Source organism: Rhodopirellula sp. SH410 (genome assembly GCF_055811895.1).
Genome location: NZ_CM147949.1, coordinates 2128317 through 2141019 on the forward strand (window position 1 = coordinate 2128317; position 12703 = coordinate 2141019).

General features: G+C 58.3%; 5 protein-coding genes. 1 reads left to right on the plus strand and 4 read right to left on the minus strand.

Going from position 1 to position 12703, the window contains the following annotated elements; genetic code table 11:
* Positions 1–210: 210 nt before the first annotated feature.
* The gene (locus tag SH410x_RS07925; protein WP_473675981.1) at positions 211–5688 is read right to left on the minus strand and encodes an Ig-like domain-containing protein; all 5478 of its coding nucleotides are present in this window, start codon (positions 5686–5688) and stop codon (positions 211–213) included.
* Between the two features lie 423 nt (positions 5689–6111).
* Between SH410x_RS07925 and SH410x_RS07930 the strand changes: the two genes are divergently transcribed.
* Positions 6112–7017 (plus strand): protein kinase family protein, encoded by a 906-nt coding sequence (locus SH410x_RS07930; protein ID WP_473675983.1) that lies wholly within the window; start codon positions 6112–6114, stop codon positions 7015–7017.
* Between the two features lie 270 nt (positions 7018–7287).
* Here the strand turns inward: SH410x_RS07930 and SH410x_RS07935 are convergent, their stop codons facing one another.
* The 3 genes from SH410x_RS07935 to SH410x_RS07945 form a co-directional block, all read right to left on the minus strand.
* On the minus strand, positions 7288–8346 hold the full coding sequence (locus tag SH410x_RS07935) for a glycosyltransferase family 61 protein (RefSeq protein ID WP_473675985.1): 1059 nt from the start codon (positions 8344–8346) through the stop codon (positions 7288–7290).
* Between the two features lie 420 nt (positions 8347–8766).
* Entirely contained in the window at positions 8767–10752 is a 1986-nt protein-coding gene (locus tag SH410x_RS07940; protein WP_473675986.1) for a membrane or secreted protein, read from the minus strand.
* Positions 10753–11101: 349 nt separating this feature from the next.
* Complete coding sequence (locus SH410x_RS07945) at positions 11102–12445, minus strand: outer membrane beta-barrel protein (RefSeq protein WP_473675987.1); 1344 nt, start codon at positions 12443–12445, stop codon at positions 11102–11104.
* Positions 12446–12703: the final 258 nt, after the last annotated feature.

A 12703-nucleotide genomic window follows, 5' to 3' on the forward strand; every position in this document is an offset into this window, starting at 1 on the left:
TCGGTTGAATATGAATTTCAACGTCGTTGGGGTTACCAAATCGAACCCTGCCGCAGCAAGCGTGATTTGAAAAATGTGCTGCCGTATCCCTAAAACTCGCTCCGCGACCCATGTCCGTCGGTAGACGGATTTCAATGCGTTTGGGGGAGCAAACGCCTTACACTTTTCGTCGGCCGCCGTCCGGGGACGGCGGCCAATCGGGACGTTTACTCAGCTCCAATGTTGGGCGACGTCGTCGGCCAGCAGTGCCAGCAGGTCGTCATCGTCCGCATCGTCGCCCGCAGGCGTTGTCGAGCCCACGGGTGATGTCACGCCGGTGTCGCCTGACGCGGCTACTTGGAAATCGTCCTGGCCGTCGTTCTGGACATCATCCCCGAAATCGGTGATGACACGGTCCGTAACGGTATCCTTGTCCGCTGAAACGCCCGCACCTGTCGCCACCTGGGCTGCTTGCGGGGCAATGTCTTCACCGGCCGAGTTCGTCGATCGATTGAGCTGGTTGATGACCTGCAACGCATCGACCGAGGTGACAAATCCGTCGCCGTTGACGTCGAGGAAAAAGTGTTTTCCGTCGCTGGCAGCTTCTTCGCCTTCGGATTCCCCACGTGTCATGGAGTTAATGACGATCAGGGCATCAATCGCCGTGATCAGATTATCGCCGTTAACGTCCGCTGGCAGCGAAGGATTGTGCAGTGGTTCGGGCGAGCCTGTGATCGTGATCGAGGCTGTATCGTACTGAATGTTCTCGATCGGGACAGGAGAATCGTTCTTGTCGATCAACGTGCTCTGGAATGGGAAACGATCCGCTGGCGATCCCGTTACGGAAGTCGTTCCGGCACGCTGGCCGCGGAAGTAGATCGTGGCCAAAGTGGTGCCCGATCCCCCCAAGTCCCTTTGGTTGGAGCCGAACTCGTCGATCAGGCCTTCGCGATCATTCACGCCGACGGCTGACGCCAGGATGAATTGAGGGTCAAACTCGACATCGAAGTCAAACGTATTCGGATCGCCACCGTTGTCCACAGGAATGGTCGAGAGGAAGTCTCTGTTATAGAGCACATCCAAGAATCCGGCGAAGACGGCCTCGCTAGGTGGACGTCCCGAGCCCAAATCAATGGCATCGATGCGAAGCCCAAATCGCTGGCCAACTGCCACCGAGCTAATGGGATTGCCGGCTTCGTTGACGAAAGTGAAATCGTAATTGACGAGCGGGTTTTGCACCGCACCGACCGTCATGGTGACTTCCGCGACACTGCTAACGGTTCCGAACTGCGGACTCTCCACCGTCAGGATGTACGAGAAGCTGTCAAAGCCGCTGGCACCAATCCCAGGTGTATAGGCGAGATAATCGTTCGCAAGATTTCCGTCGTTGCCGACGTCCACACGAACGACCGAGCCGTTTCCAGGAGCTTGTTTGATGGTCAATCCAGTGACGTTGTCACCGGGGCTGATCAGGTCGTTGGCTAACACGTTGAGTCGGGCTGGCGAACCGGCCACCATCGTTTGACCGAGCGAGTCGACGCCCACAGGGAACGAATCGTCCAGGGCGACGGGGAAATTGTCACCGGGGGGCGAGATCTCAATTTGAGCATAGTCAAATCGGATCTGATCATAGGTGAGGACCTCAGGTCCCGACGGTGTGATCAAAGCCGTTTCGCTAACGGCCGCATCGGCGGGATCCGTTTTGAACGTCGCCAATCCAGCACCCGTTGCTTTCATGGTGATCGTAAACAGCTCGGCAAAGCCGGTGAACGATGCCCGATCTTGCGAGCTACCGATCGTTGACAGATCACTGAGCGATTGAACGGCACCGACCTCGTCGATGACGCCCGGTGTGAGCGTGTTGCCGAGCTGGAAGCTCGGGGTTTCAAATTGTGGCCCGAAGGTGATTTCGAATGGGAACGAGCCATTCGGATCGGCAACCGGCGTAACCAGCTCGGAGGTATAGAGCAGGTCCATGAACGCGGACTGCAGCCCTTGGGTTGCGACGGAGTTCGCTACCGAGATGTCGTCGACCGAGACGCGAAGGTGGAATTCTTGACCGGCTTGCAGGCTCAGCAGTGGTGTGTCGTTGGTTGCATCGAGCAGTTCGATCTTGAACTCTGCTTTATCGTTGGCATAGGACTGCGGGGTGAGCACCACCGTGGACCGTGCCATTTGAGACGTCTGTCCCGACGCGTCGCTGATCGTGTAGGAGAACTGCTCGGTACCGGTGAATCCGTCGGCAGGTGTGTACCGCACGCCCCGACCCGCTGGGTCGATGGTGATGCGACCACCACTGGTGCCCTGGGAGACCTGGGTAATCGACAATCCGCCACCGACTGATGCGATGTCGTTGTCGAGCACGTTCAGGGGAACGTTTTTCTCGTTGCTGGCGACTTCGAAGATGTCGTCGACGGCAATCGGCTTGCCGGTCGCGAACTGCACCGTGATATCCACCGTTGCGCTGCCAGGGTTGCCAAAGCTATCGGTGACTTCGTATGCAAACGAGTCAGTCCCGGTAAAGTTGGACGGTGGCGAGTACAGCACAACCTGTTCACCAGGGTTACCGGGCCGGATCGTCACAATCGCACCGGCGGCACTGCGTGAGTCGACGTTGGAAATCGTCAGCGGGTTGCTTGCCAGGTTGTCGTCATTGCGGAGCACGTCGATCGGAAAGGCAATGGAATTTTGCGGGACCGTCACGACATCATCCGTCGCCAGACCGCCATTGTTTCCAGCGGCGAGAATGCGGATCGCGTGGTCTTCGACTTCGCCGGTGTCCGCTGGTCCGCCCACGCCGAGTCCCGCGGTGTGGCTGTATCGGAATCGGCTAAACGTATCGAGCACGCCATCGTCGGTACCGTCGGCATTAATATCAAACGATGCCGGCAGCGTAATGTCGATGTTATGGGTGCCCGTGCCGAGCAACGCATCGGTGCGAATCTGCTCGCCGGCATCGAGGAAATCGCCGTCGGCGTTGAAGTCGAGCCAGGCTTGCAGGTAACCCGAAGTACCGGAGGTATTGTTCAGGCTCACTGAGATGGTGCCTGTGCCACCGGCTCGCAACACGCTGGTGACGACCACACCGTCTTCATCATCGATTTGGTCAAAATCAGGGTTGACGAGATCATCGCCCGTAGCGGTCGCATTGGGCTGGCCATCGTTTTCACGGTCAATTTGTGATCCGATGGTCAATCCGTCGGCGACTCCGTGACTCGGCCCACCCGCGTCGACGGTCGTCATGTAGGAATCGGGGGCGTCACCATAGTCACGCGATGGCAGGCCGCCGAAGTTGAAATTGCTGCCCAGCGGTGCGCCGATGAAGCTGACGACGTATTCACCTTCGGAATTATTCGGCAGGGTGCGAACGTACCCAGGCTCAGCGACTTCCCGAATGGCGTAAGGGCGACCGAGGATGGGCAGGTCGAGTTTGTAGTAACCGTTGGCATCGGTGATGTCGAACGGCTCGCCGAGGTCAGGGCGGTTGTCGCCGTCCAGGTCGGCATAGATGTACGCGCCAGCGATGCCGGGCTCACCGGCATCGAGTGTGCTGTTGTTATTCAGGTCCGCGAACTTCTTGCCCGTGACGTCAGGATTGACTTGGGAGAATCCGAATGTGGGCCCCACGCCACCGCCCGTGCCGACCGTGACCGTTTGTGAGGCAACCGTCGTGGTGACGTAGTTGCCTGGCGATTGGACGATCAGGGTTTGCACGCCCGGGGTCGCCCCAGTGATCACATAGATCCCGTTGCTATTAACACCGGACGAAGGTTCGTTGAAGTCTTGTGCGCTGTTGCCGTTGTAATCCAAGAACACCGTCGACCCCGATAGAATCGGCGTTTGGCCTGAGGTGGTCGAACCGCTGTTGGTCAGGACGCCGTTGGTCGGTACCGTAACGGATCGCGCACTCGTTTCGGACGTCGGCGAAAGGGCGACCGCGGTGTAGGTGCCCGGAGCGGCAAAAATCGAATACGTGCCCGCCGAACTGCTGACGCCACTGGGTTCGGAAGGGTCGAGCTGGCCATTCTGGTTGACGTCCAGGAACACGCGAGCTCCCGGAAGTCCTGAGTCGCCTGCGCTACTGCCGTCACCATTGGTGTCGAAGAAGACCTGGCCCGTCAACGTGCCCGCAGTGCTACCGGTCCCACCGGTTGTGTTGCCTTTGCCCGTGGCCAGCGTCAAGGACATCGAGTCGGGGCTGTACAGCGTTCCAAACGTGATGACTCCACCGGGATCGACCACGTCGGTGCGGAATCGCACGGGGACGTCATCGGACGTGCCGAGGATGCCGTCGGCACCGACGCCGAGACCGTTCTGAGCATTGAGCGCCCCGCCTCCGTCGGCGAGTGACGGGATCAAGTTGGTACCGTCGGTGTGAAAGAGACCGAATGTGTGGGCGAGTTCGTGCGAGCTCGTGGCACCGAGTTCCAAGCCCAACAGGTCCGCTTGACTGTACAACGCACCGGTCAAAATGCCGGCTACATCGGTGACTTCGTTGTCGACAAAGACCAGCACGGTCTCCGAGAGATCAAAGTTCCCAACGTCAATGGTCTGCGCGATGCCGAGCGGCGGATCCGTGATTTCAGGGAACGAAGCCACCGAGCCAAAGACAACTCGCGTCACCAGCGGATTGTTGCCCGGATCGGGATCGTCGAGGCTATTGAGAATCGTGACGCCGTACTGACCAGGGATCCCGGTCGCACTGTAGTTGCCGTTGGACCCGTAGTATCCAAGATCGGCGAATTGGTTTTGCACCGTTTGGGTAATCTTGCGAGCAATCTGCGAGTACTCGTTTTGCGAGCTAACGAGGACGCCGGCGGCCGTCAGCGTCTGGCTGATGTCTGGCACGCGGAATCGACCGCCGATGGGAACACCCGGCGTTTCGAATTGCTGATTGAATTCATCGCGTGCAAAACTACCTCCATCGAAGTCCAAATAAACAATCTGTTGTTGGCCGATCGCGAGGCTCTCGGTGACCGGGCGGTAGGTCCGCAACCCCAGTGTGTAGTTGGTAAAGCCAGACGTCGCCGAAACGGAGATCGTGTAGCGTCCGTCGCGTGGCACGACCTGCGCCGCATAGGCATTGCCCTGATTCTGCAACGGCGAGTCGATCGGATAGAGGTCAGGCAGCGGTGCGGCCGGATCCTGTCCATCTTGAGCAAACCAGATATTGCTGCTCGGTTGACTCGAATCGAATGTGCTGGGCAGCGAAACGTCAAACGCAGTGGCCGCGCCGATGGTTGCGATATCGAGAATATCGCCGGCCTTCAAGTCCATGCTGAAATAATCAACGTCGGTAACAAACTGGCTTCCAACCTGTTGAAAGCTCACCGAACCGCTGATGTCGATGGTGTCACGTTGTCCGCTGGCGTTGCCCAAGGGCACGAACTCAGCATCCAGATACGAATCGTTCAGGCCCCGGACCTGGGCCGGTTCCTTCTCGGTGTATTTGAACGACGACACGGTGCCGATGTTTCGCGGGCCATCGAAATCGTCCGCGCCCGGGATGGGGCCGAGCGGGTTGGCCGCGAGCAATTGCCGCTGCTCGAGGCCTTCCATCGTCAAGCGACGCGATGACTTGCGTCGGCTCCTCATTTTGTCGCGGCGACGGGAACGCCGACTGCGTGCGGGATTGGCGTCGGTGGGCCCGACGGCATCCGAGGAGGAGGACCAATCCGACGACGGTTGGGAAGGCTGGCGATGTATCATCGAGGGTCTCTGGCGGAGGGGGTCCGTGGGACCAGAATAGGAAAAGTTTCGGTAGCAGCGGGAACGCAAATCGATGCGAAATTCTTGCAAATATACACGCGCTGACGTGCGAGTCTAATTCGACACCTTCGACTGTCAACGAATTGCAATGTTTACGACGCGATTGTGATCGACAAAGTTCCCACTGTTGGTGACTATGCCTGCCTTAATCGCTAAATCCGGACCGCCACGATGCTCGAAACCGCGTCGCGAACGCCCTGAAATAACATTTCGGCTTGTTACTGACCGAAACATAACCCCCCGGCAAAATTTACCGGATGTACCGATTATCGGGATTGATCAGCGTCGATTTGCCAGCCCACGCCACACCGGACGATGAGTCTTTTAGAAACCCTTTTCGATGAGTCGCCCGCGAGAGTCATGATGCACGATCAATCTGCCGCCCGTCCCACCGCATCCCATTCTTCGACACCCGACCGCATTCTAGGGATCTGGCGTTTGGGGCAGCGATTGACCCAGGGCAGCGGCTCGGATTTGTATCTGGCGCAACCCGCGGATAGCTGTGGCAACCCACGCTATGACTATATTCTCAAAACGGTGAGGCAGCCCGCCACCTCGTACGGCGGCAACCCGACCGCGGCGATCAACTCGGCCGCGCCCAGCGAGATTCGCGAGTCGCAACGGCGAATCGCACAGTCGATCCACGCTGCTGGGGTTACCCATCCCAATCTCATCGCGATTCTCGACGCCTCGGACTCACCCCATGCCCCCTACCTCGTCATGCCACGGCTTGATACCGTCACGATGGACCGGCGGACTCGGGAAATCGAACATTTTGCGGTCCCGGTGGCGTTGTGGTGGACGCGGCAAATCGCTCAGGCGTTAGAAAAACTCCATTCCGCCGGTTGGGTTCACGGCAATGTCGTGCCGGCCAATGTGCTCGTCGACGCCAAGGGACACGCGACGCTGATTGATCTGGGGTTCGCCGCGCGGATCCACACACCGCTGCACCGCACGTTTCGCGGCACTCCCGACTACGCCTCCCCGGAACTGGCGGCGGGAACAACAGCGGCCCTGCCCGCGATGGACACGTTCGCCCTCGGCCGCATGCTCTGGGAAAACCTCGCGGTGACCGCACCGGTCGCTCGTGGCGTGATCGAACCCGTCGCCGACTTGATTGAGAAAATGGTCGCCATCGACCCCCAACAGCGTCCAGCGATGAAAGACGTCGTGCAGCGTCTGCTCACTCTGGAAATCGAAACACTCGGCGAACACATCGGTCCCAGCATCGCGCCGCGGGTAATCGCCCCGCGAAGAATCGCCGCCTGATGGCAGGCCGTTGATTTGCGTATGTGGCCGAACGCTCCGCGGTCGGAATGTTCGACCGCAGAGCGTTCGACTGCGGAATGATCGACCGCGGAGCGTTCGACCACAAATTCAGGGTGAGTGAAATGCTGGAAGGTAGCCGTTAACGCGAACGACCTGTCTGCTCACGCGACTCGGCTCGTGAAATCAACATGCCCCTGAGCGTGCTCCCTCGGGCTCGAGACCACTGTATTGAGGGGGTAGGCAGTCGCTCCGCCTCTGTTTCGGTTGGGATCACACTCCAACCATTTCGCTCAGAACCGTGTTGAGCTTCTCAGGGTCAACGACCATGTTCCCACTGTGAACCGTTTCATCAGGGTTCGTCCGGTGGGCCAGGAGATAGTAGTAATCCAACCGAACCGCCGACGCGAGTGAGAAGTAGCAATTGGGGGTCGGGTCGATCGCGTCTCGAATCTCCAATACCTTGCCGCCAGCGGTCATCATGAGCATGTTTGTTAAGCCCGCACCATGATTGGAAACGAGATACTTTGCCCCGGCGGCGATCCGCATTTGCGTTTCCCAATCGTGCTCTTCGGCGATCATTATTTGAAAACCGTGCTCGCGAAGGGTTGGCAGAATGGCATCTTCGTTCTCCACGCGGCGCCGTGTGGCAACGCGGCGACTGATATAAACTCGCTCGCCATATTTTGAAACGGCATCCGATGCCCGCGCGTCACCGAGTCTCAGGAAATGAGTGTAACGAACGTGCATTCGCTCGATGATGTCGTGATGGTAGTTTCCCGTGTACGCGAGGTGCAACGGAAGGATGAGCTCTCGGCACTCGGCTCTTTCGAACCGTCGAAGAAATCGTATTTCGCGGAGCCCAAAAGCTGCGAGACTCTCACGGATGAACGGGTATCGTTTGTATTTATAGGGAAGTAATAGCGTCAGGTCCGAGAGATCGCGCGATAGGGAAGCCACCTCCAAGCGAGCGAGCGCGTCGCACATCCAGTGGAAATAGTTGCAGCTCCAATTGTCGGTGATCCACAGTGCGGGTTGCTCAATGGGTGTGCGCCGTTGGCAGATGCGCTCTACTGACGCTCGCCAATGGCGTCGCTTGCGATACCAAGTCGTTTCATGCTCTGGCGAGACAAAACTCTCGGTGACGTAGCGGCCTCGATGACGCAGCGGTCCCGAGCCGAACGCTTGAGCGTCGTGCAGAACCTCAATCGATGCGGCGCTGATTTCCACCTGCTCCCATGGAGCGAATATTTTGTGATCGCTCGACGCCAAGTTTTTCGGGAGCGCGCGGACATAGAGTTGCCGCGGTGACACAACTTCCTGAGTTTTCATGCTCGACTGCACTTTCGCCAACGGCTATTTCGGTCCGCTTGATCTTGCCCCAGAATGGCCGTTCGAGAATTGAGGAGTGGTCATGCAATCCCCATACTGCGAGGGCCGAGCGACCGCGAATGAATACCCCGAGTCGCTACGTTCGCCAGAACGTGGATTCCACCGTCTGGCGGCGGTAGCTACTGTTTGATTCGATGCGTTTGATTGTCTCGTGGTCGCCCAACGAGGCGAATCGTAAACCAAGCCGGTTGACCGCCACAATATCAACGTTCGAAATGCGGGAGAGAGACACCCCGGTTGGGGGCGGGGTCTCGGTGGCGGCGACGAGATGTTGAGCGCAGCGACGCACCCATCGGGGCCGGAATCGCCCCTGCCCCGATCCATGTCTCAACCGCTGGCGGCTCATCCCGGGGACGGGAACTAGTGCAGCAGGAACGCGTTGAGGTTCCAGCCCGTGTCGGTCGTTTCGACAAAGCTCGATGCATTGCGGAGGAACTTTTTCACTTGGGCGTACGGTGGCCATTGGCCCTCGCTGGTACGCTCCACTTCCTCTTGCTCTTCGTCTTTGAACATCCGGCGGAGGAGTGCTGAGAGCACCGAGTCGTTCTCCCGGAGTTCGCCGCGGCGAATCAGTTCATATTTGGTTTCGAGCGATTCGCCTAAACGTACAATTCGCTGGATCGCGACTTGGTCGGCACCGGCTTGCTGCGCCGTCTTGAACAACGCTTGGATGTCGGCTTGATCGGCCAGCCCGTCACCTGCGCCGGATTGAATTCGCTGGGCCGCTTCGATCAAGAGATCGACATGACTGGCGAACATTAAATAGGAGGTCTCGGAGCCGGCGGATTTGCCGACCATCGCGATTGCCCAGGTATTCAACAGGGGTGGCTGCTTCTCTTCGGGCTCGTCGAAGTCCGCAAAATCGTCGAAGAAGACTTCCTCCTCCAGCTGATCGTCGGCTCGCTCGACCTTCCAAATATTCACACCGGGGACTGTTTCCACCAAGGTCACATCAGGCTCGACTTCCATCGCCTTCTTAACCGCTTCTTGGATGGCTGCTTCGTCAGTGACTTCGATCGCGACGAGCATCCGCTCGGAATCGACCGTCGCGGGCTCAGTGTTATCGGTGAGCAACAAGAGGTGTTCCCCGAGACTGGGCAAGACAATCTTTTCGAGGTCGATCTGCGGGCCCTCCTCGTCATCGCGAATGCCGGCGATGGTGGGGCGAAAGATCTTATCGTTGAAGGCTTCGTCGACCAAGGTTTCCAACGCCCAGAAGCCCTGTTCGATCTTCCAATTGATCTGCGTGGCAGTCGCAATTGTTTTCGGAATCCAGCTTGGCAAGGGACGCATGTCACCGTTGGGAAATTGCAGCATGCGAGCGGCTAGGCGATAACGCTGTGGCTGGTCGGCGACCGCAGGGGCGTGGATGTAACCGCGATGCAGCAGGTCGTATTGGCCTTGAGCGACGACGACGGTGCCTCCCATCGCCTGGACCGCGTCAAAACCTTGGTTTTCGAGCAGGTTGAGAATCTTAACCTTGTTGCCACGATCCACCTTGGCGACATCGCGGATGATCCGCCCCATCGCGATTGGACGAACATACCACTGCACCGTACTGCCGGGTTGGTCGACAGTGATCCGCGCCGCCACTTGATCGGTAACCGTACGGTAGAGTTCTGCGTCGGCGACGGACGCCTCGATGCCACCGGTTGGAATGGCTTCGAGAATTTCGAAGACAACGGAATCTCGGTTCGAAGCGATCATTCGATCCTCCGTGAGAACAATGACGACCTGCTCAATTTTGAGTTGTCCTGGCCGCGTCTTCGGTTTGTAGATTCGCACGGTCTCACCGAACTTTTGCACGTCGCTGCGGGTGGCACCATCAGCCTTCAATTCACCATCGATCCGCTCGACAACCTTCACTGCTTCGTCGTGATTGCCACGGATATCGGCGACGATCGAGAGACACGAGGGACGGCGACGCTCGTTCTCGAAAGGCAACCACGCCGCCACGACTTCCCCGGAGGCGAGTTCAAAAAGGTCCTTGGGACGCACACCAATGGTATCGCCGATGTTGCTCCACATCGAACCGCCGGCGCCGAAGTTCGCTTCCAATAGCGGTCCCATCACCTCGTCCTGGCCCATTTGATGGAGCGTCGTGTTCTTCCACACATCGCACAACGTCGGCATGTCAGCAACACGCACCACGCCCGCGGCATCAGCGGGGAACAAACGTAACCCGCCCACGAAATCGTCGGCAGTCAATCGGCAGGAACAACAGGCCAGAGATACCTGGAAGATGCTCAACACGACCACGAGCAGGCCGAGAGTTCGCGGTCGTGAGGACCGCGTCGGGTTGCCGCGGTGAAATGGAAAATGATGGGTCACGTCAGGTTCCGCCATGAATTGTTCGAAACAGTAGAAGTAAGGGCATGATATCGCACACGAATTGCCAGCGTAATAGTGCCTGCAATCACCCCGAGATCGCCCTTCGGGCATGGTCCCCTCTGGTGAGGGTGCTGTGCCGGCGGTGGAATGTTGACACCGCGGTCAGCCTACCCGCAAACGACGTTAACCCATCACCCCTCGCTCGATCAACCGCCCATTGCGGAACGTGCGGCAGCAACCCTGGGGCGTCATTTGCTAGCGTGCGGAGTCTTTCACCACGCTCGCCTGAGCGAGAGAATGGTTTCTGTCTCTCCACCCTCAGGCGGCGGTCGCTACGAAAACGCGCCGTTGCGGCGTTGATTTTCTAGAAGAAGAATATCGAGTCGATCGCGAACGTCGTCTGCTGGTCAGCATTATTGGCGAGAATGCCGGTCGCATTGCCGTCAATCCAATCCCAGCGGATTTCGGGGCGAACCAAGACGTTGGCATGCGGCTTGATATTGGCTCCGAGCGTGTAGTCGAAGATCTCGACATCGTTGGGGAACACCCCCTTGGCGTCGTACCACTCAAATCGCCCACCCACCGCGATGCAGTCGCTGACGGTGTACATGAGGTAGCTGTTGTAACTAAACGTGTCACGCACGGAGTTGCCCGCACCATCTTCGCTTTGAAGCACGTCGATTTGGCTGACGTATTGGATCCGGTCGGTGATGGTGGCATTGGAGACGATCGAGTGCAAGAATCCTCGTTCGCTGTTGGCCCCGTTGGGATACGATTTGCTAAACCGGCCATCGGTGGTCGTGTAGGTGAGTTGGTAGTTATCCGTCACGTCCCACGAAATGCCACCCAAGAACGTGTCTCCGTTGTCTTCGAAGCCGCCGTTCCAACCCATCGTGTAGCCACCGTAGAGGGTTAAGTCGTTGCCCACGTTGTACTTGGCCAGGGCACCCGTTTGGGTGAACGGCTGGCTATGGTACATCGTGTACGTGTGGCTGTAAAAGAAGTTGTCCGGTGCTGCGACCGTTTCGTAGCCGACGATACTGAAGAAGTGACCGATCTTGACGGAGAGGTCTCCGTAACCGACTTCGCCGTAGGCCTGCGGGAGTGCTTGGCCGTAGCCGCTGTTATCGGGGCCATTGTCCCAATTATTGTCCCACGACCCGTTGTCGATGCCAAAGGCCTGCGTGTCGGGGCCGTCGGTACCGTAGATATAGTCCACACGCCCGCCGTAGTCGAAGCCGTTGCTCGTATCGAGTCGCTTCTCCGCGTAGACCCACATTTGCTGCAATTGGTATTCGTTGGGCCGACTGTTGAACATCGGCAAGGCTTTGTTGAAATAGCCCAATTCGGCCCATCCCCCAGCGACAATCCCATTGGACTGCCCAAAGAGATTGAATTGTTTGCGAAAGTCGTGCTGGCATCCGTCGACGAGGAGTCCGCCAACCTCATCGTCGCATTCCTCGTAACCGCCATCGACGAGGTACTCGGTTTCATAGCTCGAGAGGACCTGGTCGCTGACCTCGTACTCGTCGTTATCGAGAAACCCAATCCGCTCGATGGGCGCCTTTGCGGCCGAATCCTGCTGGAACACAGCGTCGGAGACAAAGGAATCCTGAGCCGACAGCATCGTTGTGTGGGGCCCCATGGCGCCCCACGCCGTCGCCGCTCCGCCAATGGCCAACCATAATGCAAATCGTTTTGTCATCATCTTATGTGGATCCTTCCCCCCAGTGGCTCCCCCGATTCACCGCAACCTGCATCCCGCTCAATCCACCAGGCTATCGTTGGAACGACAGAGCAGAGGTCCGCTCCCACTTGGAAAGCGAGGGCAGCGAGCGACACAAGCCTTGAAATCAAGGATTAACGTCTCAACCTTCGTATCGGCCCGTATAATCGGCAGAATTGAGACGATCGGCAGGAAAAGACCAATCCAACGGCGAAACGGCGATGGAAATGTCAAACTGTG

Excerpts from the sequence above, each read along its gene's own strand:
- SH410x_RS07940 (WP_473675986.1), bottom strand. The coding sequence starts at position 10,752 with ATGGCGGAACCTGACGTGACCCATCATTTTCCATTTCACCGCGGCAAC.
- SH410x_RS07930 (WP_473675983.1), top strand. The coding sequence starts at position 6,112 with ATGCACGATCAATCTGCCGCCCGTCCCACCGCATCCCATTCTTCGACA.
- SH410x_RS07945 (WP_473675987.1), bottom strand. The coding sequence starts at position 12,445 with ATGATGACAAAACGATTTGCATTATGGTTGGCCATTGGCGGAGCGGCG.
- SH410x_RS07925 (WP_473675981.1), bottom strand. The coding sequence starts at position 5,688 with ATGATACATCGCCAGCCTTCCCAACCGTCGTCGGATTGGTCCTCCTCC.
- SH410x_RS07935 (WP_473675985.1), bottom strand. The coding sequence starts at position 8,346 with ATGAAAACTCAGGAAGTTGTGTCACCGCGGCAACTCTATGTCCGCGCG.